19 protein-coding genes are annotated in these 22,200 nt (G+C 48.8%); 8 read left to right on the top strand and 11 right to left on the bottom strand.

Annotation, left to right across the window (positions count from 1 at the left end):
• Positions 1 to 3 precede the first annotated feature (3 nt).
• The gene (locus M1P97_RS21860) at positions 4 to 3,096 is read right to left on the bottom strand and encodes a SusC/RagA family TonB-linked outer membrane protein (protein ID WP_249390198.1); all 3,093 of its coding nucleotides are present in this window, start codon (positions 3,094 to 3,096) and stop codon (positions 4 to 6) included.
• A gap of 572 nt (positions 3,097 to 3,668) precedes the next feature.
• On the opposite strand from M1P97_RS21860, the gene M1P97_RS21855 reads away from it, so the two are divergent.
• Entirely contained in the window at positions 3,669 to 5,261 is a 1,593-nt protein-coding gene (locus M1P97_RS21855) for an arylsulfatase (protein ID WP_195375453.1), read from the top strand.
• A 127-nt stretch (positions 5,262 to 5,388) separates the two neighbouring features.
• Here M1P97_RS21855 and M1P97_RS21850 read toward each other — a convergent pair whose 3' ends face one another.
• Together M1P97_RS21850 and tpx are read right to left on the bottom strand one after the other, a co-directional pair.
• Positions 5,389 to 6,606 carry an MFS transporter gene (locus M1P97_RS21850; RefSeq protein ID WP_249390197.1) on the bottom strand — a complete coding sequence of 406 codons (1,218 nt, stop codon included), beginning with the start codon at positions 6,604 to 6,606 and terminating at the stop codon, positions 5,389 to 5,391.
• Positions 6,607 to 6,803: 197 nt separating this feature from the next.
• Entirely contained in the window at positions 6,804 to 7,307 is a 504-nt protein-coding gene (tpx, locus tag M1P97_RS21845; protein WP_195375455.1) for a thiol peroxidase, read from the bottom strand.
• Positions 7,308 to 7,466: 159 nt separating this feature from the next.
• On the opposite strand from tpx, the gene M1P97_RS21840 reads away from it, so the two are divergent.
• The 5 genes from M1P97_RS21840 (at position 7,467) to M1P97_RS21820 (ending at position 11,585) form a co-directional block, all read left to right on the top strand.
• Positions 7,467 to 8,744, top strand: coding sequence for a DNA recombination protein RmuC (locus tag M1P97_RS21840; RefSeq protein ID WP_249390196.1), 1,278 nt, complete (start codon positions 7,467 to 7,469; stop codon positions 8,742 to 8,744).
• Between the two features lie 5 nt (positions 8,745 to 8,749).
• A complete protein-coding gene (locus M1P97_RS21835) occupies positions 8,750 to 10,333 on the top strand; it encodes a YfcC family protein (RefSeq protein WP_249390195.1) in 1,584 nt (527 codons plus the stop codon).
• Positions 10,334 to 10,371: 38 nt separating this feature from the next.
• Positions 10,372 to 10,749 (top strand): diacylglycerol kinase family protein, encoded by a 378-nt coding sequence (locus M1P97_RS21830; RefSeq protein ID WP_195375458.1) that lies wholly within the window; start codon positions 10,372 to 10,374, stop codon positions 10,747 to 10,749.
• Between the two features lie 61 nt (positions 10,750 to 10,810).
• Entirely contained in the window at positions 10,811 to 10,987 is a 177-nt protein-coding gene (locus M1P97_RS21825; protein ID WP_075560084.1) for a DUF4250 domain-containing protein, read from the top strand.
• 31 nt (positions 10,988 to 11,018) lie between these two features.
• Positions 11,019 to 11,585: a phosphatase PAP2 family protein gene (locus tag M1P97_RS21820; RefSeq protein WP_229058725.1), complete on the top strand. Its 567-nt coding sequence runs from the start codon at positions 11,019 to 11,021 to the stop codon at positions 11,583 to 11,585.
• Between the two features lie 46 nt (positions 11,586 to 11,631).
• Here the strand turns inward: M1P97_RS21820 and M1P97_RS26315 are convergent, their stop codons facing one another.
• The 5 genes from M1P97_RS26315 to M1P97_RS21800 form a co-directional block, all read right to left on the bottom strand.
• Positions 11,632 to 11,766 (bottom strand): hypothetical protein, encoded by a 135-nt coding sequence (locus M1P97_RS26315; protein WP_262923251.1) that lies wholly within the window; start codon positions 11,764 to 11,766, stop codon positions 11,632 to 11,634.
• Positions 11,767 to 12,156: 390 nt separating this feature from the next.
• A complete protein-coding gene (locus tag M1P97_RS21815; RefSeq protein WP_249390194.1) occupies positions 12,157 to 13,407 on the bottom strand; it encodes an ABC transporter permease in 1,251 nt (416 codons plus the stop codon).
• Positions 13,408 to 13,419: 12 nt separating this feature from the next.
• Positions 13,420 to 14,706: an ABC transporter permease gene (locus tag M1P97_RS21810; RefSeq protein WP_249390193.1), complete on the bottom strand. Its 1,287-nt coding sequence runs from the start codon at positions 14,704 to 14,706 to the stop codon at positions 13,420 to 13,422.
• A 52-nt stretch (positions 14,707 to 14,758) separates the two neighbouring features.
• Complete coding sequence (locus M1P97_RS21805) at positions 14,759 to 16,024, bottom strand: ABC transporter permease (RefSeq protein ID WP_195374447.1); 1,266 nt, start codon at positions 16,022 to 16,024, stop codon at positions 14,759 to 14,761.
• 13 nt (positions 16,025 to 16,037) lie between these two features.
• A complete protein-coding gene (locus M1P97_RS21800; RefSeq protein WP_249390192.1) occupies positions 16,038 to 17,369 on the bottom strand; it encodes an ABC transporter permease in 1,332 nt (443 codons plus the stop codon).
• 43 nt (positions 17,370 to 17,412) lie between these two features.
• Between M1P97_RS21800 and M1P97_RS21795 the strand changes: the two genes are divergently transcribed.
• Positions 17,413 to 18,222 carry a DNA-binding domain-containing protein gene (locus tag M1P97_RS21795; RefSeq protein ID WP_249390191.1) on the top strand — a complete coding sequence of 270 codons (810 nt, stop codon included), beginning with the start codon at positions 17,413 to 17,415 and terminating at the stop codon, positions 18,220 to 18,222.
• Between the two features lie 206 nt (positions 18,223 to 18,428).
• Here the strand turns inward: M1P97_RS21795 and M1P97_RS21790 are convergent, their stop codons facing one another.
• Positions 18,429 to 19,094: an ABC transporter ATP-binding protein gene (locus M1P97_RS21790; RefSeq protein WP_075558508.1), complete on the bottom strand. Its 666-nt coding sequence runs from the start codon at positions 19,092 to 19,094 to the stop codon at positions 18,429 to 18,431.
• A 380-nt stretch (positions 19,095 to 19,474) separates the two neighbouring features.
• Positions 19,475 to 20,719, bottom strand: a complete 1,245-nt coding sequence (locus M1P97_RS21785) for an efflux RND transporter periplasmic adaptor subunit (RefSeq protein WP_249390190.1) — start codon at positions 20,717 to 20,719, stop codon at positions 19,475 to 19,477.
• Positions 20,720 to 20,921: 202 nt separating this feature from the next.
• Between M1P97_RS21785 and M1P97_RS21780 the strand changes: the two genes are divergently transcribed.
• The gene (locus tag M1P97_RS21780) at positions 20,922 to 21,761 is read left to right on the top strand and encodes a PepSY-like domain-containing protein (protein ID WP_249390189.1); all 840 of its coding nucleotides are present in this window, start codon (positions 20,922 to 20,924) and stop codon (positions 21,759 to 21,761) included.
• A gap of 347 nt (positions 21,762 to 22,108) precedes the next feature.
• Here the strand turns inward: M1P97_RS21780 and M1P97_RS21775 are convergent.
• On the bottom strand, positions 22,109 to 22,200 hold a 92-nt coding region (locus M1P97_RS21775), incomplete at its 5' end, for an IS3 family transposase (RefSeq protein ID WP_249390155.1).

Raw genomic sequence — 22,200 nt, 5'->3', positions numbered from 1 at the left:
CGTTTAGAAGGTAACATTAACACCGAATGAATGGGTTGTCGACAAAGGATAGCTCGACAAGCGCGTACTAACAGTTTCCGGGTCTACATTCAACGGCATAGAGTCGAATGTCAACAGGTTTTCTGCCGAATAATACACTCTCAGGTTCTGAATACCTGCTTTTTCCAGGAGTCCTTTCGGGAAAGTATATCCCAACTGGGCGGTTTTCAGACGCAGATAGCTTGTATTCATTACCCAGAAATCGGAGAAAACGACGGATGCTTCGCTCGGTGACATGCGGGCTTCCGCAACACGAGGCATACTTGCATTCTTATTTTCGGGTGTCCATGAGTCCAACCAGGCTGTCGACGGGTGGCCGGCACTGCCGGAGAATTCACCGAAGGCTTCTTTTGTATAAGCAAAACCGACGTTCGCCGCACCTGTAAAGTTCAGGGTAAGGTCGAAGTTCTTATAACCGGCATTCAGGTTCAGACCGAAAGTCATCACCGGGTCTTTTGTCTTATATAGTTCGCGGTCTTCGGCCGTGATCTTGCCGTCGCCGTTCGTATCCACATACTTCAGGTCGCCGCCTTTGAACTTAAGACCGAACGGATAGCCGTCCTGTCCGGCATATTTATCCATCCAGGCCTGTGCTTCGTCATCCGACTGGAAGAAACCGTCGGTTCTGTACACATACCATGAATTGATCGGCGAACCGACCTGGCGCATGAAGTCACCGTCTGCCATACGGTTTACACCGCCCAGGTTTTCGATCTTGTTCTTGTTGTAGGCAAAGTTGCCGACAACGCCCAGTTTCCAGTCGCCCCAGGTATTGTTGTAACCCAACTGGATTTCAACACCGCGGTTACGCATGGCACCTACATTGTCTTTGTAAGCTCCCAATGCAAATTCGGTCGGTACAGGCACTTCCATGATAATATCCGTCGTCTTACGATCGTAATAATCGAAAGTGAAACTGATCTTATCATTGATTATAGCATCCAGTCCCAGCCCCCAGGTGGTCGACTTTTCCCATGAAAGGTCTTCGATCTTATAGCTTCCCTGATAATAACCGGTTGTCAGCGAACCGCCCATCGGATAATTTGCCCCCAGATTATAGGTATTCAGCCAGGGATAGAAGTCACCGCCGGTAGGTGTTCCGTCGCTCAATGCATCCTGGTTACCGAGCATACCCCACGATCCGCGGATCTTCAGGCTGTTCAACCAGTCTCTCGTATTCTCCATGAAACTCTCTTCGCTGATACGCCATGCGGCAGAGAAAGAGGGGAAATAGCCCCAACGGTGTCCGGGAGCGAAGCGGGAAGAAGCATCCGAACGGAAATTGGCTTCCAGCAAATACTTACCGGCATAGTCGTAGTTCACACGACCGAAGTAGGAAAGCATGGCCAGTTCGCGGGTGAAACCGGAGTTGGTCTGTGTTGCGGTAGCACCGGCATTCATATCGTCCAGTTCATTGTTCGGGAAGTTTTCGCGATACATATCATTATAACGTACATCGTATTGTTCGGTATGATATCCCAACATTACTTTCAGTCCGTGTTTACCGAATGTCTTGTCGTAATTCAACAAAGCATCGAAGTTATAACGTGTCCAGTTCGTAAAACGCTCTTCGAGACTGTTCGGACGGTTTGCCTGCGCCGGATCATCGGCCAGTTTCATAACAAATGCCTTGAAATGCTGGTCATCATTCACATACGAACCGGATAAGGTCGCTTTCAAACCATCTATGATCTGATAGTCGACAGCCAGTGAACCTGTGAAGTTCTGGTTGTATTTATCGACCGTCTGCCCCGAGTTCAGCCAGGCAATAGGGTTTCCGTCATTCGTAGAACCGTAAGTTCCGTCTTCATTATAGATAGGGATCATCGGACTCAGAATATTCAACTGGCGAATGATCTGGTCGGACCAACCGCCGCCGTAGTTGGAGTTCGGGTCTTTATAGTCATTCTTGATATAAGCCATATTCAGGCGGACGGTCAGTTTCTTGGTGATATTCATGTCCAGGTTCGTACGACCGTTAAACTGCTTACGTTCCGAATTGGGAAGAATACCGGTCTGTCCCAGATAGCCGACAGAAGCCATATATTTCGTGTTCTCATTACCACCGCTCACATTCACATTGTGTTTATGCAATACCCCCGTACGGTAAGCGGCATCATTCCAGTCGGTGTTCGGATGTCCGTATGGGTCGGAACCATCCTGGAACAGACGGATATCTTCGTCGCTGTACCGGTGCGGTTGCCCGTTGTTATCGTCGATCCGGTTATACAGCATGGCATATTCGGCCGAACTTACACGGTCGATAACGGCAGTGGGACTCGATACACCGACATAGCCGTTGTAAGAGATGCGCGGAGCACCCGACTTGCCTCGTTTGGTGGTTATCAGGATTACACCGTTAGAAGCTTTCGAACCATAGATGGCTGCGGAGGATGCATCTTTCAGGACAGAGATACTTTCGATATCGTTAGGGTCGACACTATCCATCGAACCGCTTTCGATGCCATCGATCAGGATATAAGGGGAAGCGTTGTTCAGGGTTCCGACACCACGGATACGGATATTACTGCCATCCTGTCCCGGACGACCCTCACCGGCTGTGATCGTTACACCCGGCATCAATCCCTGCAATCCGGATGAGACATTAGAGATAGGACGATTGGTCAACTCGTCACTGGCCACGGATGCCACAGCTCCCGAAAGGTTGGCTTTCTGCTGCGTTCCGTACCCCACCACTACAACTTCATCCAGTTTTTGCGTATCCTCGACCAAACTGACTTTCTGAGAAGATTGCCCCGTATACTTAATCTCCTGGGTCAGATAACCGATGAAAGAAATCTGGATCACATCTCCGTTTCTGACGTCCAGAACAAAATTACCGTCCATATCGGTAACTGTTCCGTTCGTCGTACCTTTTACGACAACAGAAGCTCCGGCAACAGGGCCGAAATCGTCATTCACTGTCCCTTTCAAACTTTTTTGTTGCTGAGAAATGTCAACTTTGGGAATTGCTGTATGACCGGATGCATAAGCTCCCCCGGAGCATAATGCAACAGACAATAGCATAAGGCTGACTGGTCTTGCGATTTTCAACATAACAATTGCTTTTTGTTTAATAATAATACTAGTAACTATATGAATTAGATCCAAGGAGCTGAAACTCACCACTACGTATAGATTACATATTTTCTATGGCATTCAGATTCTCACGTCTCTAAGGATTTAAACCACCAAACATAGTTCTGATAGAACTAGTGCAAGCAACAAAACATCAAAGCCCACAAATACAATAAGATACACAAACAAGAAGGAGTAAACATAAGATTTCCTGATTAACTTATATTTTAAATAAATAATTAACACAAAAGGATTAACAGCTTATATATTATTAAACATATTGCATAAATAAACCATTTATAATAAAAAATACATTATATTTGCTGCATCAATAGAATTTAGTTCTATCAGAACTATGTCATAAAATGGCGTATATCAAGCCAATAACTCGTATATAAAAAGACACAATTAGACAATAAGCATCTCATTTTACAAGGCTTTATCAGATAGAATAATACTACAATAAGAAATTCTTAGTAACTTTAGCCCTTGATCTATGATAAAACTCTAAAAAAGAGAGCAATAATTTATCTCTTATAACCTTAGGTAACATGATGAATAAAATTCTATTGAGTACCGTGGCTCTAGCCTCTTTGGCACAAGTCACGATGGCCGGTAATTCCGGCAAACAGACGCATCCAAACATTATTCTGATCCTGTGCGATGATATGGGATTTTCAGATTTGGGATGCTACGGAGGGGAAGTTCAGACCCCTAACATTGATTACCTGGCTGAGAACGGCGTACGCTTCAGCCAGTTTAAGAACACCGGGCGTAGTTGCCCCAGCCGTGCCGCCCTCATGACAGGACGCTATCAACATGAAGCAGGAATGGGATGGATGACGGCTGTCGACGAGCATCGACCCGGATACAGGGGGCAGATATCGGCCGACTTCCCCACTATCGCCGAAATACTGAAAACGAACGGATATGCCACTTACATGAGTGGTAAATGGCATCTGACAGTGGAGGGCGCTTTCGAAAAACCCAACGGCAGCTATCCTACGCAGCGGGGATTCGATAAATATTACGGCTGCCTGAGTGGCGGCGGAAGTTATTATACTCCTACTCCTGTCTATTCCGGCACGAAACGTATTACGGAATTTCCTGACAATTATTACTACACAACAGCCATTACAGACTCTGCCGTCAGCTTCATCAGCAACCATCCGGCGGATGTTCCGATGTTTATGTATCTGGCGCATTACGCCCCTCACAGACCTTTACAGGCCCCTGAAGACCGGGTGAAAGCATGTCGTGAACGATATAAGGTGGGATATGATATCTTGCGGCAACAACGTTTCGACCGCCAGAAAGAGATAGGACTGGTCAATGCCGGAGATACGTTGCCCATCCACCAGAAAGAATTTGAAGGAAAACGCCCGGCCTGGACCAGTCTCACTCCGGAGCAACAGGAAGCATGGATAACGGACATGGCAACCTATGCCGCCATGATCGAAATAATGGACGACGGCATCGGAAAGGTTATTGCCGCTACCAAAGAAAAGGGTATCTACGAAAATACCATCTTCTTATTTATGAGTGACAACGGTGCTACCAGGGAAGGCGGATTTATAGCGCAGTTGCAGGCCGATTTAAGCAATACTCCTTACAGAGATTATAAAGCATTGTGCTTTCAGGGAGGAACAAGCGCGCCTTTTATCGTGATGTACGGCGATCCGCAAAAGAATGTTCTCAAAGGCAAGTTCAGCCGGGAATTCAGCCATATCATCGATGTGATGCCAACCTGTCTGGAGATGGCTTCGGCCGGGTATCCCCCACAATTCAACAACAAAGAGCTGCATGCCACTGAAGGGGAAAGCCTATTGCCTGCCATTCAAAATAAAGAGATCGCTTCACGGGATTTATTCTTTGAACATAACACCTCCTGTGCCATCATTTCGGACGGTTGGAAACTGGTACGTGACAATGCCAGACATCCCTGGGAGTTGATCAACCTGACGACCGATCCGTTTGAAGAGAATGACCAGGCGGCCGTGTATCCTGAGAAGGTTAAAGCATTGGAGAAGAAATGGAACCGATGGGCCGAAGAAAAACATGTATTTCCGTTTGAATACCGCCCCTGGGGAGAACGTGTGAAGTATTACAAAACGCTCTACCCGGATCAGAGCGGAAAAGATTAAAGAAAAGACTATTCCAGAAGCCTGTTTTGTCAAGGCGGACTCGATCCGCCAACTCATACTATACCGATACAATGTCAAGTATGCGATCCCGGGTTACACCCGGGATGACAAAACGGCGATGACAAGACTATTTATCAAACCCTTTCTTCAACTCTTTTATGGCTGGCGTAGCAAACGAGAACAGTCCGGTCAGCCCCACCAGTCCTCCGCCGATAATAAACGTATTTCCAATCCCGATCGTATCTGCCAGGAAACCGGTGCTCAGCAACCCAACCATCGAAGGGAGCAAGCTGACACTCATATAAAAAGAGAATACGCGTCCCATCACCACCGGATTGATACGGGTCTGCACCACCGTAGTAAAGGAGGCCATATAAAGAGAACCGGATATGCCGCCAATGGCAGTCAGTCCGACAAACACAGGATAACCCGAAACCGGCAGGACACCCGACAAACCAAAAGTCAATCCCAGCAAAATATACATCCAGTTTATCAACGAAATCTCATTCAGTTTAAACTTCTTCATCCCCAGAAAAGCACCGCCCAGCAAAGCCCCTATTCCCCAGGCAGCCTCAACCAGGCTGATCTGAAAAGCATTGCCGGAATAATGGTCGAGCGTCATCAACGGGAATAAAACACTGACCGGCATAATAAAAAAAGTAGCGATGATAGAAAAGACAAACAGCCACGACACCCCATGCTGTGCATGAACTTCCGCGAAGGCCTCCTTTGCTTCTTTCAGCAGATGCACCTTTTGCGTCTTTTCCGTATTATCGGGATCGGGGATCTTTACAAATAAAAGAGAGGTACAGGCCAGTGCCGCCCCGATCACATCCAATAGCAGGATATTCGTCATCTCCATAAAAGAGATAAAAAGGGCAGTCAGGGCAGGCCCGGCAATATTACAGGCCGATTGGATGATCTGATTGATCCCGGCTATACGGATCAGCTCCGACTTGGGAGCCAGTAAAGGCACAGATGCTTGCATCGCCGGCATATGAAAAGCCGATCCTACCGAACGCAAAGCCAGCAAGATATACACATGTCCGAGCTTCGCTACATCCAGATAGAACAGGACGGCAAGGATCAGTGTACAGAATGCAATGAAGCTATCCGCCATAATCATAACCCGCTTCCTCTTCCAGCGGTCTATAAATATTCCGGTAAACAATCCGAGTACCGACTGCGGAAGCATGGCGGCTATGGCTGCAAAAGCCAATACCTCAGCCGATTTCGTTTCAAAACTAAGCCATAAGATGATTGCGAAATTAACGATCGAGCTGGTCAGGATAGAGAAGAACTGACCGGTCCATATAATAGCGAATACTTTTTTCCAGTTATTCATAACTTCTTTTTAATTAAAATAAAATATGTAGAAAAGAGGAGAAGTTATTGAACACATAAGATGATTTAATTTGATGCAATGATACGAATAAATTCCAAGATACCCAACTCTAAAAAACGAAGGCTGCGGGATTCACATCCGACAGCCTTCTACACTAACCCTTAACTTTAACCAATGAAAAACAATAATCTACTTAATTAGTTTTTTAGCGAAGCGATTGCGGCTTCGTAATTCGGTTCGTTGGTAATTTCGGAAACAAGTTCCTCATAAACCACTTTACCTGCTTCGTTGACAACTATCACGCCACGGGCCAATAGACCTTTCAGCGGACCGTCAACCATCAGCATCCCGTACTTATCTTCGAAACATGAACACCGGAATGCAGAAAGTGTGATCACTTTATCGATGCCTTCCGTCGTACAGAAGCGTCCATGTGCAAAAGGCAGATCTTTCGATACGGCCAGAACCACAGTATTAGGCAAAGAAGCAGCTTCTTTATTAAAGCGTCTCACCGAGGCGGCACAAACCGCTGTATCCAGACTGGGAAATACATTGATCACAACGTTCTTTCCTTTCAGGTCTTTCAGAGACAATTCAGACAAGTCACTTTTTACCCCTTTGAAATCCGGAGCCTCTACTCCTACTGCTGGTAATGAGCCATTTGTATTTACGGCACCACCTTTAAATGTTATTTTTGCCATCTTTGTAGTATTTTATGTTTTACGTTACAAGCGGCTCACAAATATAAGCTGCTTTGTACCACTAAAACAAAAGTTAAAGAATAATGTTCTTTCTTTTAACTCTTTTTAATTACTTAATGAGAGCACAGTTTTTCTATCTTTGACGCAAAATAAAAAGACATGGATTGGTTAATCATTTGCGGACTTCTTATCATCATTATTTTACAGATCTTATTCCGTCCTAAAAAGGACACTTCCGATACACAAAACAAACTGAAACGCCTGCTTGACGAGATGCAACGTTCGTTCGAACGCATTGAAAAAAACTTCAGGGAAGACTTCCGCCTGAACCGCGAAGAAGGACGTATCGTTGCCCGCGATAACCGGGAAGAACTGACCCGTTCCATGAGCGAATTCCGTGAAGCTTTCGACCGGGGTATCGCTTCTTTCAACAACCTGCAACGGGAAAAGTTCACTAACCTCGACGAACAGCAACGCCTATTGATCGCCAATACGGAAAAACGTCTGGAAGATATTCGTGTCACCGTAGATGAGAAACTACAAAAGACACTGAACGACCGGATCGGGCAATCTTTCCGCCTGGTCACCGAACAATTGGAGAGCGTACAGAAAGGACTCGGGGAAATGCAGACGCTGGCACAGGATGTAGGCGGACTGAAACGGGTACTGAGCAATGTCAAGACACGTGGAAATATCGGGGAGATACAACTTAATATGCTGCTCGAACAGATCCTGGCTCCGGAGCAGTACGAAGCGAACTTCCATACCCGCAAAGGATCGGATACCGTTGTCGAATTTGCCGTCAAGCTGCCGGGCCGCGACGATATGCGCGAATATGTCTATCTCCCGATCGACGCCAAATTCCCCAAAGACATATACGAGCAACTACTGGATGCCTATGATAATGCAGACCCGCAGGCAATCGAAGCCGCAGGCAAGCTATTGGAAACAACCATCAAGAAGATGGCCAAAGACATATCCGACAAATACCTGGACCCGCCCGCTACGACTGACTTCGGTATTATGTTCCTCCCGTTCGAAGGGATCTACGCCGAAGTGGTGCGCCGCTCCGCCCTATTGGAAGAGTTACAACGTACCTATAAAGTGGTAGTGACAGGCCCGACAACGCTAGCCGCTATCCTGAACAGCCTGCAAATGGGTTTCCGTACCCTGGCGATACAGAAACATTCGGGCGAGGTATGGACGATACTCGGTGCTGTAAAAAAAGAATTCGAGAAAGTAGGCGGTATGCTGGAAAAAGCACAGAAGAACCTGCAAACGGCCAGCGGCCAGATAGAAGAGGTATTGGGTACCCGCACCCGTGCCATCCAACGGAAGCTGAAAGATGTGGATACGTTGAGCGATCGTGAAGCCCGTGCCATCATCCCCGAACTCGGACCGTTGACAGAAATCGAAGAAGAAACAGATACAGAATAAGAATCATGAAGAAAAGACAGATACCTCACACGTACGTTATCATATTTTATATCATCCTCTTTTGTGCCGCCCTGACCTGGATCATTCCCGGCGGACAATACATGGAAAGTATCGACGACGCAGGACAGAAAACAGTCGTCTACGAAACGGTAGAGCGGGTTCCGCAGACCTGGCAAGTATTTTCTGCATTCTATAAAGGCTTTGTCGACAAGGCGGACATCATCGTCTTTATCCTGATCATCGGCGGGGCATTCTGGATCGTAAACGACAGCAAGGCTTTCGATATCGGCACCGTCAGTTTCCTGCGAAAAGCCCGGAAGATGGAAAGCAACCCGCTGATACGGAAAATCGGGGTAGAGAATTTCCTTCTGACCTCCATCATGTTATTGTTCAGTATATTCGGAGCTGTGTTCGGTATGAGTGAAGAGACAATCGCCTTCTGCCTGGTATTGGTTCCGATGGCGATCTCGATGGGGTACGACTCGATCACCGGGGTCTGTATGGTGTTCGTTGCCGCCGGACTCGGGTTTGCCGGAGCTATACTCAATCCTTTCACGATCGGTATAGCACAGGGGTTGGCGGGTATTCCGCTTTTCTCGGGGATAGAATACCGCATCTTCTGCTGGTTTGTAATTAACATCATCGGATTTGCATGGATATTGCGATACGCAGCCAAAGTGAAGAAGAACCCGAAGCTCTCTCCTGTTTACGAAGAAGACCAGTACTGGCGCGACCTGCACAGCAATACCTCGCTCGACGTCACTTACCATACACCCAAAGCTGCCTGGATCAGTTTCGCCCTGTTGACGGCAGCACAGATCGTCTTCGCCATTTATTATCCGCTGACGACCTTACGGATAGGTAACAGCACAATCGAAGGATTACCTTTAATGCCGATCCTTACCGTCGCTTTCATCCTGACTTCGGTCGTTGCACTGAGGAAAACGGTTCACCTGTATATACTGAACCTATTGTTCTTTACGATCTTTTACCTCATCACCGGGGTGATGGGTTACGGTTGGTATATCATGGAGATCGCCACCCTATTCTTTGTGCTGGGAATAGCAGCCGGAATAGCCAATAACCGTACACCGAACGAACTGGTCAAACTCTTCCTCAACGGATGCAAAGATATTATGAGTGCCGCCCTGGTTGTCGGACTGGCAGGCGGTATCATCGTGATCCTGCAGGACGGAAAGATCATCGACACGATCCTCTTTAACCTGGCCAAAGGGATGGAAGGACTCGGACAGGTGGCCACCGTCGGCATGATGTACGTTATCCAGACACTGATCAACCTGGTGATCCCTTCAGGCAGTGCGAAAGCCGCCCTGACGATGCCTATCATGGCTCCCTTCTCCGACCTGATCGGGTTGTCCAAACAGGCAACCGTCATGGCCTTCCAGTTCGGTGACGGGTTCACCAACCTGATCACTCCGACTTCCGGCGTACTGATCGCCGTACTGGGAGTCAGCCGCATCCCTTACGACAAATGGTTCGGCTGGGCCTGGAAGTTTATCCTGGTGATGGTCATCGTCGGATTCCTATTATTGATCCCTACTGTTTTGGTTCCGATGAACGGATTTTAATTAAAATGCCTATCTTTGCGGCTTCAACAGGTTATAATATGAAGAACGATGGTTTTACTTTCCGCAAACGGCTACGGAGTTTCCGGTATGCCTTCAACGGAATACGCATATTGATCACAAAAGAGCACAATGCCTGGATACATTGCTTTGCAGCCGTTTGTGTGATAGCGGCCGGTTTCCTGTTGGATATTTCGCAGACGGAATGGATCGCCGTCGTGATCGTGATCGGTGCAGTACTGGCAGCCGAGGCAGTCAACTCGGCACTGGAAGCGATAGCAGATTTCGTGTCACCCGAATACAGCGAAGCCATCAAACGTACTAAAGACCTGGCAGCGGGGGCTGTATTAATCATGGCTATTGCCGCTGCTATCATAGGCGGAATCATCTTTTTCCCTAAACTGATCGCTTTATATTAAAACCGCCCGTTTTGAACAAAATAGAATATTTCACAGTTATTTAAATTAAATGATGAAAACAATGAAACTCCCCGAAGACCCGGCGATGCTCTTTAGCGTAGTCAACATGAAACTGCGCGACCGATATGCATCACTCGATGAATTATGCAGTAAGATGGATGTAGACAAGGATATGCTTGTACATAAACTGGCTATTGCCGGCTTTGAATACAGTGCTGAAAACAATAAATTCTGGTAAAAGTCGTTCATATCATTAATAAAACATGATTATGCGACCTATCAAACACATTCTTATTATCCTTCTGGCATTCACGGCCTGCCTTGCTGCAAACGCACAGGAAATACAAATCAGCGGAAGCCGCAAAGCGGTACGCACCTCCGGCGACGTACTGGCCTTCGTAACACCGGCCGCCAGCCTGGCGACCATATTGGCGTTGCAGGACTGGCAGGGACTGAAACAAGGTGCACTGGCCGGCGTGACAACTTTAGGTATGACCTATGCCCTGAAGTATATCGTCAAGAAAGAACGGCCCGACGGCAGCAATAACCATTCGTTCCCTTCCATGCACACTTCGGTGTCTTTCACGGGAGCGGCCTTTATACAACGCCGTTACGGTTGGAAATGGGGTATCCCGGCATATGCCGTAGCAACCTATGTAGGATGGAGTCGCACGTATGCCAAGAAGCACGACTGGTGGGATGTGGCTGCCGGAGCGGCGATAGGTGCAGGAAGTGCTTATATCTTTACACGCCCATTCGCTAAAAAGCATAACCTGACCATCAGTCCGGTTGCCAGCGACAAGCATTTCGGCATTTATGCCTCGATGAACTTCTAGAAATAATTGAACCTACTTTTGGCTTGATCCAAAAGTAGTCAAAAGATCAAGGCTGCACCTGGTTCGCTACTCCGCATCCTACGTTCGCTGTCGCCTCCGAACTCGCTTCGCTCAGACAGCGGATGCTCCGGCCGCTTACTCCGGCTGCTGCGTTTAACGCTCGCCAGCTGAGGCCTTTCATAGGAAGCGGAGCTTCCTCTTAGGATTGCCGATACTGTCAGTTAAAGGCGAAAACACCTGTTGTATTATAAAGGTGTCGGTATCGGCCATCCCCAAAGAACGCTTTGCGTTCTCTGACAGGCCTTCGGCGGGTGAGCGTCCGCGAAGGGGAAAGACGAAGCGTGAGGAGGCTGCGCTGTTTGAGCGAAGCGAGTTCGCAGACGACAGCGTAGTTTTTCCCCGGAGCAGCGAAGCCGGTGCAGCCTTGAACTTTTGGTTACTTTTCTTTCAAGAGAAAAGTAACATTCAAAACTGTCAAGAATTGAATCTGTTCCTACTTCAATTGCCATATTCATGTTAAAACAAGGCAAAGCCGGACGGGCATATCGGCACATTATCGAAGATCCCGACCTTACTCATAATGTAACGCCTCCGCCGGTTCCTGGCTGGCTGCTTCGTTGGCCGGATACCAGATACCGGCAATGATCATCCCTACGATCAACAGGTAAGTAATCAATATACCTATGATAAAACGCAGGACAGTGTTATCCATCAGTACTGTATTTGTCAGATCTGCAAACATGATATTGCCACAGATCACGACTGCCGGAACAAAAGCAAGAGTCAACAGCAAGACACCTTCGCCCAGGACAGTGCTTCGCAGTTGGCTGCGGGTAGCCCCCAATGCCATGCGAAGTCCCATCTCCCCCTGTCGCTGGCGGGTACGGAACCAGAATGTTCCGACTATTCCCAGGAAGATATTGATCAACAGGAAGAGCAGGATCGATAAACGGGTATTCATCTCCCCTTTGCCTTCACGTATGCCGTCCTCCCGTATAGTAGATATAGGAGTGATGCTTTGCAGGTAAAGGTTCCCTATCTCTACCTGATTACTGTTCTCTTTCATAAAGGTTTCGGCAAAATCCCTGTCTGCTTCCGGTTTTACCCTCACCGAAACTTCGGCCCAGGGAAGAAAACCGGCATCTATCGTCTTTATATCCCCTTCTCCCATACAGAGATACACATTCGGTCCGGGACGCTTAAACTCAGAACTACGAACTACCCCGCAAATAGCCCCTACTTTGGTTGTCCAGGTATTATCGCCGGAATAGACCATCTTTCCGAGAGCATCCTGCCCTTCGAATATCTTATCGGCCGCATCCTTTGTCAGGACAATGCTATTGGCAGTCACTCCCTCTCCCGGCTGCCGGTTACTTCCCGGTGCCGCAGGGATACGGTAGACATCAAAATACTCCGGTGTTACGTAATAGATACGGCAAGCCGTCTTCTCCACCACCGTATCACGTCCCAAAGGCATATAATTGATTATATCGTTATACGGCACGCCGAATCTCGACAAAGTAACCGCTTCCACCCCCGCATGCAGCCTGAGCCTGTTCATCGCATCCCACAAGTCCTCGCCTACGGTTGCCGGATGTTCTTCGGACGACAGATACCTCTCGGCACCCTCTTCGCGTGCGCTGAACTGGAACTTATAAGTATGGTCGATATCAAACCCCACAGGAGCACTGAAAGCATACAGCGTCACCAGCAAAAAATCGATTATGTACCACAGGCAAACGGCTACAAGCAACAGTTCACCGAACAACCAGCTGTTACTCTTCCGCTGGTTCCATATTTGTTTTAATATATGATTAATCATCTTCGTATGGGTTTAGTATTCGTTCAACGCTTCCATTACATTCTTCCGGGCCATCCGGTAAGCCGGTATTCCCGCCGACATCAGGTTGAGTATCAGGCAAAACACAAAGGCATAGAGGAATATCACCGGGTTAAGCAGCTCCGTCACCGACAACGCCGGCGTGCCTCCGAAGACAGAGGAGATCGAAGCAAAGCTGTTGCTCAATAACCAGGTACGCATCAGCCAGATCGCTATATAAGAGATAAACAACCCGATAACGCCTCCCAACAGGGTCAAGACCATGCTCTCTGAAAGGATCTGCACCAACAATGTGCCCCGGGTTGCCCCGAATGCCTTACGGATACCTATCTCCGACATGCGCTTCCGCATCTGCGACAAGGTCATACCCGACAGGTTGATGGCCGGAACGAGCAGCAAGATAACGATCACCAGCAGATATTGCAGGATGGTCTTTGTCTTGTCAGGCCCCATTGCCCCCAGACCTTTGATCTCCCAATCCAGATGAGTATCGGGCTGGTCGTACAGCGTAAGTTTGTAATCGGCCAGCGAACTGTTGTAACGAACCAGTTGCCTATCCATCTCTTGCCGGATGGCATCGAAATCGGAAGGAGAATGTGCCAGGATAATGGCCTGATACCAGCCGGTAATGCTCTCTGCCCAGGTATCGTCGGGGAAAGGCTGCGCCGAATAAGACACCCAGACTTCGGAATACGAAGCTTTGGCAATCGTAGACACATCTTTCACTACGCCGCTGACGGTATAGGGTTTATAGCTGATCATGATCGTCTTGCCGGCCGCATCGGAAGTACCGTAAAGCCGACGGGCAAGCGACTCCGCAATAACAACCTTTTTGATACCCGACTGCACCTCTTCTTTCGTATACGGGCTACCGGACACAAAGTCGAAGTTGAATACCTTCCAGAACACATCGTCGGTAAACAGCATCAGGCAATCTTTCTTCTCCCGTCCTCCCGGAATAGAAGCCAACTGGCTGCGCCAGGGGGAAACAATGGCGACTGCTTCGGGTGTTTCCATCGTCTGGATACACTCCCGGATCGTCTTCAGGGAGAGGTAACCGTTACCATAGTTTGAACCTTTAAAGTCACGCCCGCCCCACCGCACATACATCGTCCGGTCGCGGTTATCCTCCGGCGAATAGTTATTTACCCTTACCTTGTAAGTGATCACCATCACCATAATCATACAGATAGCCAAAGCTGTACCCAGAATGGAGATCAGGCTGAGGAGTTTATTCTCCTTCAGCATGGCCAGGGCTTGTTTGAAATAGAGTTTATACATAGTCGTTATTGTTGTTTATGCAGGGGCGGTTCGCGAACCGCCCGTACGGGATTTATTCATAATGTAAGGCCTCTGCCGGTTCCAGATAGGCTGCCTTATGCGACGGATACCAGACGGCCAGGATGATGATACCGGCCAGGATTCCCCAGGTAAGCAGACTGACGGTCAACAGACGTCCGAAGGTAACCTCCATCACTTCCCGGCTGAGAAAATCGACATAGGCCATATTCAGGCAGATCAACAAAGCCGGGATCGAAGCAATGGTCAGGATGACCAGACTTTCACCGATTACCAGCCGTTTGAGATCGATGCGGGATGAGCCGATGGCCATACGCAATCCTAATTCGCTGCGCCGACGGTTCACGCGGAACCAGAACGTACCGATCATAGCCAGGAAGACGTTCACCAGCAGGAAGAGATTCACCGCCACGGTCAGCCGGCGACCGTTTATCTGTAGGGAGTTGTCGAGATACTTCGTACGAATATCCGGATAATACTGCACGTCGGCCAGCCAGAAATTGCCTGATGCGAGGCTTTGCTTCATCTCCTTTTTGAAACGGGCAGCATAGTCGGTGGAGCCTGCCACGGCGGGGCGAAGGCGGATACAGATCAACGTACGGGCCAGTTCCTGTTCGCTTACCTTGTATGCTTCTTTCTCCGTCATAGCCATGAAGCCGATTACCCGGGGTTGGTCGAACCCCTGCTTCTTGATCGGAGCCGTTATACCGTCGATGCGGTAGGTGGTACTATCTCCTTTATTAAAAGCCAATCGTTTTCCTTTCAGTTGTCCATCCGGTACGAGTTCCTTTGCCAGTGTCTCGCTGACGACCCAGCCGGTAGACAGGGCTTCCGCCAGCCGCTCGGGTGAACCTCCGTCGGCCGTATGGATATCGAACACCCGGAAATAGTCGGGACTGACAGTATAGTTCAGCCCGCCGACCGACGAGATGGTATCGTTCCAGTACGTATTGTAATTATTAGAGTAGGTGAACGGAGCCGATTGCTGATTACAGAATGTAACCGCTTCCACATCCGGATGCATCCGCAGACGGTCGACGATACGAAGGAAGTTCTTCCCTACCTCTTCGCTGCCTTCGTCATACGTTATATAAGAGGCACTGGTATGCGGACGGACAGCCAGCGTCACTTTACAGACGTTATCCACCGAGAAACCTTCCGGCTGGAAAGCGGTAATGCCTTGCATCAGACAGTTGTCGACCGACCACCAAAGCAGGATAAAGACGATCAGTAGTTCCAGGAACACCCAGGCATTGCTTTTCCGCTGGGCCTTGATCAGTTTGAGTATATGTTTGAACATAGCCATTCTTCGTTTAATTGTTTATAGCCTCTATTATATTCACCCGCACGGCACGCCAGACCGGTATCATCGACGACAGGACGTTAAGCACCAGGCAGACCAGGAATGTATATCCGAACACGGCGGGATTCAGCATCATGCCCGGTGTCAGTTCCACACTCACCCCTCCACCTGTCAATAGGGCAAACACTCCCGGAGCCAACAGCAAGTTCCGGAAAAGGATCACCAACAGATATGAGAACAGCAGGCCTATCAGTCCTCCGGGCAGCATCAGCACCATATTTTCGACCAGTATTTGCAGGAACAGCCCTGCCTTACGTGCCCCGAAGGCTTTGCGTACGCCCAACTCGGCGATGCGGTCTTGCATGTGCGAGGCGTTCAGTCCCGACAAGTTGAGGGCCGGTATCATCAGGAACAGGAACACCAGAAAGGCGAGAGCAAAGTAAACGATGTTCACCGGATTGGCTCCTCCCGAATTGGTACCGATACTTCCTCCCACAAACTGAGCAATGACGTGCTTTCCATGCGACTCAATCCCATTCTGCAAGCGGATCTTCCCGTCACGCAAGGTGGAGTTGTAACGGCGGATCTGTTCGTCCAGCTCATCGGCCACCTCCTGTTCCGATACGCCCCTGGCAGGCAGGATACTTCCCACCAGGAAGCCGATCGATGTGTCTGACTCGCTGCTGCCTGTTTCCATAATGGCGGGCAGACAGGAATAGGGTATCCACAGATCGGCTGCGACCGAGGGCGTGATGGCGGAGACATCTTTCACTACCCCGCATACCCTGTATTCCACATCATCCAACAGGATGGACTGTCCCGATACGTCTGTCCGCGAAAAGAGCTTCTTCGCCAGTGAGGACGACAAGACTACGCGGGGCATGGCTGACTGAAATTCGGCTTTATCAAACGGTTTACCGTCGAGGAAGGAGAACTCGAAGAGATGCCAGAAGCCATCGTTCGTCCCCATCATCGACACCTTATAAGGATCACCGCCGGATAGCTGGGCATAGGAGTCGCCTTTCAGCAGCGAAAGGATGACGGGATCGGTCGCCACGGCTACCTCCTCAGCGGTCTTTAAGGAGAAGAGGCATTCCTTGGCGGTGCGTGCACTGAAAAAGGCGGAGCTGGAACTGTTTCCCTTCGCATACTCAAGAAAAGAGACATACAACGTCCGGTCGCGATGCACCTCAGGCGCCATGCTGGCCGTGCGTATATGGTAGGCTATCGCCATCACCATCACCATTGAGATCGCCAATCCGGTACCGATGATGTAAACGGCACTGTAGAAGCGGTTCTGCTTCATCAATTGCCAGGCTTGTTTGAAGTATTGTTTATACATAATGTCTATCTTTGTTATTCAAACTTTAAAATCACACTAGTCTATGGATAAAGAACTACCCAAATCGCGGATGACCGTCAAGCCCGGCAAACTGCTTGTCAACCTGACCAAAAGCCAGCTTCCCGGACAGGCTCCGTTCTACAAAGGAACCCTCCCCCTTCACCACACGCTGGATATCGATGACATCGCCGAACGGGCGGTGGAGCATCATTCTTCCTATTCGCACGGGACGCTCGTCGCCTCCTTCCGTACCATGATGGAAGAAATCTACGGCGCCATCGAAGACGGTTTCAACGTCGACTTCGGACTGGGTCGTACGGAGTTGACCGTCAATGGCCGCTTCAAGACCGAGTACGAGAAGTTCGACCGCGAGCGGCATGCCATCCGTATCAAGCTCCGTCCCTCGCCCCGTCTCAACCAGCTGGCCGACTGGTTCCCGGTGGAGGTCACCCCTTACCACCGCAACGCGCCGGCGCCTAACGAAGTAAGTATCCACAACGACCCTTTCCGACGCCAGGAGGGTCGCGAGTTCTGCGTCATCCCCGCCGGCTACACCCTTCCGCTTTTCATTCATGGCCTCCGTATCAAAGTGATGGGCGACCATCCCGAAGTGGGCCTCGTGCTTCGTCAGGAAGAGGGTGGCGACAAACGCTATTTCATCGAACCCAACCGGATCTTCATCAACGAATCCACCCGCCTGGCCTTCATGCTCCCCGAAGTACTGACACCGGGGAGGTGGGTGGCGGAGGTGCATAGTCAATACAACCCCAGCTACCGCCTCTATCAAAAGCCTCGGATAGGGACAGTCAGCCTTACCGTGCTCGACACTGCCGCATCAGGATGCGGCGACTAACTGTATCCGGGTGCGGCTCTTCACCGCATCGGGGTGCGGTAGTCTACTGCATCAGGGTACGGCACTGCCGAGCCTTAGGCTATCGACATTCCCCGCAGCCGGGTATCGGGTTAGTACACTGCCTCTGTCAGTCCTGCCTGTGACACACCCCCTGCCCCCTCTCAAGAGGGGAAAGGTTACTTTTGGATCAAGCCAAAAGTAACAACTTATTGAACCTGGCGCCCGTCGAAGAACCGCACCGTACGGCTGGTTTGCTGTGCCTGTGCCTCGTTGTGAGTGACCATCACGATGGTGCGGCCGTCTTCCTTATTCAGTTTATGCAGGATCTCCATTACTTCGATACCCATCTTCGAGTCGAGGTTACCGGTCGGCTCATCGGCAAGGATGATGTCGGGGTTACCCACGATGGCACGGGCGATGGCTACACGCTGGCACTGACCACCGGAAAGCTGTGTCGGGAAGTGACGCATACGATGGCTGAGGCCAACCTTCTCGAGAACAGCTTCGGCTGCCTTGCGGCGTTCGGAAGAGGACACTTTGCGATAGAGCAAAGGCAGTTCCACGTTATCGAGTACGTTCAGCGAATTGATCAGGTGGAACGACTGGAAGACGAAACCGAGCTTCTGGTTACGGAAGGCGGCCAATTGTTTGTCGTTCATGCGGATCGTGTCGGTACCGTCAATCTCGATATGGCCTGATGTCGGGGCGTCGAGCAGTCCCATGATATTCAACAGGGTGGATTTTCCGCAACCGGAAGGGCCCATGATACTCAGGAATTCACCTTTCCGTACTTCCAGATTTACATTCTCTAAGGCAACTGTTTCAATCTCTTTCGTGCGGTAGATCTTCTCGAGGTTTGTTAACTTGATCATAATGTTTGATATTTAAATTGTTGTTATTAATTCGTTATTTGACAGATATTAGCTATCATTGAAGCTATCCCCTTATCAAAGAGACTTCGCCATTACAGGTTCATTTGCCGTCTGCTTTAGCTGACGGATTACAAGTTGTTTATCCTCTTTTGGCTTTAGCCACATTTCTCTGTAAATAAAGAGACTGTTTAAAAGGGGACTAAAGTCCAGAGAAATAGATCATTTACTGATCCGTCAGTTAAAACTGACGGCAAATAAACCTGTAACTGGGTTTGTCTTATTTATAACTGATAGCTGATGGATAGACAGGGGCATTTTCCTATATTATTGACTCAGTTATTGCTATCTCCGAGCGCGAAGCCCATCTGTCAACTGTAAAGTTATTTTATTTTGAGTTTGTTCTTGTCCTTATAGCTTGCCATGTCGGAGACGATGACCTGATCACCGGGTTCGAGGCCGCTGACTACTTCCACGTATTCGTAGTTGCTGTCACCGAGCTGGACTTTACGCTTCAACAATTGGTCGCCGTTGATGACAAACAGTTCGTATTCGCCTTTACCTACGTAATAGGAAGCGTTGGCAATGCGCATGACGTCGTCTTTTACGGCATTCATGACGTAGACGTCCGTCTTCAAACCGGAGCGGAGACGGCGGTGACTGTCCTCTTCCAACTGTACGGTGAAGGAGATAACACCGTTCTTGGAGAGCGGAGTCACATCGCTGACAGTCCCGTCGAGTTTATCGCTGCCGATCTTCACCACCGCTTTGCTGCCGGCGGCGATACGGTCGCCATAGGTATCGGCTATCTCGCCTTCGATCTTGAAGTGCGAAAGGTCGGAGACGATGGCGACCTTCGTGCCTTGCGGTACCTGCGAGCCGATCTCGTTGTTTACATACGTAAGGATGGCCTTACGGGGGGAACGGATCTGGGCATCGTCGAGCGTACGCTTGGTCTCGGCCAGGCCTTTGCGGAAGATGTTGAGTTCGAGTTCTTTTACTTTCAGGTCGGCATCCGTCAGGGCTTGTTCGTTAATGTATTTCTGTTCGTCTTCCTTCAGTTTGAGTTGGCTGACATTGTAGTCGAGTTCTACCTGGCGGACTTTGTCGGTGGTACCCGCGCCAAGGCTGTCGAGGTAGCGTTCGTTGCGGAGTTCCACGGCTTTACGATCGAGTTCCATGCGGGAGACCTTCAGCTTCATTTCCATTTCGGAGAGTTTGCTATGATTGGTGACACGTAGCTTTTCGAGTTCAAGGCGTTTCATTTGTTCTTCGTCGAGTAGTTTGTTATAGTCTGTCTCCGCGCTTTGCAGGTCGAGTTTGAGGATAGGCGTTCCGATATCGACGGAGTCGCCACCCTTTTTGTATATCTCGACGATGCGGGAATTGATCGGTGAGTTGATGATTTCCTCAAATGCAGGGATCACCTTACCGGAGGCGCTGACGGATACTTCTATCACGCCTTTATCTACGGTCGATATAGTTAAATCTTTACGATTCAAGCTGGTTTGTAGAAAAGAGATGACAACGGCTATCAGTATCACGGCAGCTCCTACGCCGGCACCGATCTTTATAAATTGCTTGCGTTGTTCTTTTCTTTGTTCCTCTTTCGATATCTCTCTGTCCATATTTAGTATTGTTTTATGTTCTGCCCCGGTAGAGGCAAACTCCGTGCCAAAAAGCTAACGTATTGAATATGTGCTATTAGTTACAAATATAGAGTGTTCAATATCGGACAGTGTGTTCGGTTTTACACAGAACATTCCACGCGGCAGGGTTGTTATTATCCAACACAATTATACAATGTATTAATCGCTAAACAATAAACGTATGAACACAAGATCAATCTTATTCTCCCTGATCGCAGGAATAGCCTTATTCACGACGGCTTGCGACAACAACGACGACGACCACAAGAACGCGATCGAACCTACCCAACCTGTGTTACAGACCTTCAACGACAAATATCCGGATGCCTCCAACCCGATCTTCACCATCGAAGGTAATTATTATGTAGCCGAATTCACCAACAACGGCGTCTCCACCGAAGCGTGGCTCACCGAACAGGGCAAGTGGATGATGGATAAGGCCGACACGCCTTTCAACCAGTTGCCTCAACCTGTCACAACAGCTTTCGACAACGGCCTTTACGCAGGTTGGAAAGTGGACGATACCTATACCATCCACCGCGACAGCATGGCGGTAGTCTACAAGATTGAGGCCGAAAAGGCGGATAGCGACATGGATTTGTATTACTCCGAATACGGTAACCTCATCAAAGCAGTCCCCGACAAAGGGAACGAGGATGCCCCGATCGTCATCCCCGATCCTGTACACAACCTGATGAACCTGACTTTCGCCACCTGTACCTTACTGGATATACAGAGCAACAGTGAAGGGTATATCTTAAATATGCTGGATGGACAAGTCTACAAGATCGCCCAACTGAATAAGGACTACAGATGGCAAAGCACTTCATATGCGATCCCGGAACAAAATGTGCCGGAAATCATCATGGCTGCCTTCCAGTCTACGGGTTATGCAGGAGATACAATAGAGTCGATCAATGTAAAGATCGATACAAACGGTACATTCTATACCTTCACTGTCGATCATAATGGACAGAGTACAGATGTAACGTTCAATGCGATAGGAAATATCGTAGAATGAGTGAGGTTCGTATTTAGAAATAACTGAGTCAATAATATAGGAAAATGCCCCTGTCTGTCCATCAGCTATCAGTCATAAATAAGACAAAACCAGTTACAGGTTCATTTGCCGTCAGTTAAAACTGACGGCAAATGAACCTGTAATGGCGAAGTCTCTTTGATAAGGGGATAGCTTCAATGATTGCTTATATCTGTCAAATAATGAAACATTCAAAACTGATAATTAATGAAACATTCAAAACTGTCAATATCTGAAACATTCATACCTGACAACATCCGAATCCATTCATAAAAAATCCCCTCCGCACATCATTTGAAGTGACCCCGAAAAGTTGGACAAGTTATCTACTATATATTTTGATAAAGAGTTCGGTACTGCACCGGACTCTTTCCATTTAATCTGATTTTAATTCTTTTATTGTTATAATAGTCTATATATT

The organism is Parabacteroides leei, assembly GCF_023369805.1.
GTDB lineage: Bacteria > Bacteroidota > Bacteroidia > Bacteroidales > Tannerellaceae > Parabacteroides > Parabacteroides leei.
Note: the sequence above shows the minus strand (reverse complement) of the source record. Positions and strands in the feature narration are given on the sequence as shown.

Bases quoted from the DNA above. Each gene is read 5' to 3' on its own strand.
- M1P97_RS26315 (WP_262923251.1), bottom strand. From the start codon at position 11,766: ATGAAAGGCCTCAGCTGGCGAGCGTTAAACGCAGCAGCCGGAGTAAGC.
- tpx (WP_195375455.1), bottom strand. From the start codon at position 7,307: ATGGCAAAAATAACATTTAAAGGTGGTGCCGTAAATACAAATGGCTCA.
- M1P97_RS21860 (WP_249390198.1), bottom strand. From the start codon at position 3,096: ATGTTGAAAATCGCAAGACCAGTCAGCCTTATGCTATTGTCTGTTGCA.
- M1P97_RS21800 (WP_249390192.1), bottom strand. From the start codon at position 17,369: ATGTATAAACAATACTTCAAACAAGCCTGGCAATTGATGAAGCAGAAC.
- M1P97_RS21855 (WP_195375453.1), top strand. From the start codon at position 3,669: ATGATGAATAAAATTCTATTGAGTACCGTGGCTCTAGCCTCTTTGGCA.
- M1P97_RS21825 (WP_075560084.1), top strand. From the start codon at position 10,811: ATGAAACTCCCCGAAGACCCGGCGATGCTCTTTAGCGTAGTCAACATG.
- M1P97_RS21785 (WP_249390190.1), bottom strand. From the start codon at position 20,719: ATGGACAGAGAGATATCGAAAGAGGAACAAAGAAAAGAACAACGCAAG.
- M1P97_RS21815 (WP_249390194.1), bottom strand. From the start codon at position 13,407: ATGATTAATCATATATTAAAACAAATATGGAACCAGCGGAAGAGTAAC.
- M1P97_RS21835 (WP_249390195.1), top strand. From the start codon at position 8,750: ATGAAGAAAAGACAGATACCTCACACGTACGTTATCATATTTTATATC.
- M1P97_RS21795 (WP_249390191.1), top strand. From the start codon at position 17,413: ATGGATAAAGAACTACCCAAATCGCGGATGACCGTCAAGCCCGGCAAA.
- M1P97_RS21790 (WP_075558508.1), bottom strand. From the start codon at position 19,094: ATGATCAAGTTAACAAACCTCGAGAAGATCTACCGCACGAAAGAGATT.
- M1P97_RS21820 (WP_229058725.1), top strand. From the start codon at position 11,019: ATGCGACCTATCAAACACATTCTTATTATCCTTCTGGCATTCACGGCC.
- M1P97_RS21805 (WP_195374447.1), bottom strand. From the start codon at position 16,024: ATGTTCAAACATATACTCAAACTGATCAAGGCCCAGCGGAAAAGCAAT.
- M1P97_RS21780 (WP_249390189.1), top strand. From the start codon at position 20,922: ATGAACACAAGATCAATCTTATTCTCCCTGATCGCAGGAATAGCCTTA.
- M1P97_RS21850 (WP_249390197.1), bottom strand. From the start codon at position 6,606: ATGAATAACTGGAAAAAAGTATTCGCTATTATATGGACCGGTCAGTTC.
- M1P97_RS21810 (WP_249390193.1), bottom strand. From the start codon at position 14,706: ATGTATAAACTCTATTTCAAACAAGCCCTGGCCATGCTGAAGGAGAAT.
- M1P97_RS21840 (WP_249390196.1), top strand. From the start codon at position 7,467: ATGGATTGGTTAATCATTTGCGGACTTCTTATCATCATTATTTTACAG.
- M1P97_RS21830 (WP_195375458.1), top strand. From the start codon at position 10,372: ATGAAGAACGATGGTTTTACTTTCCGCAAACGGCTACGGAGTTTCCGG.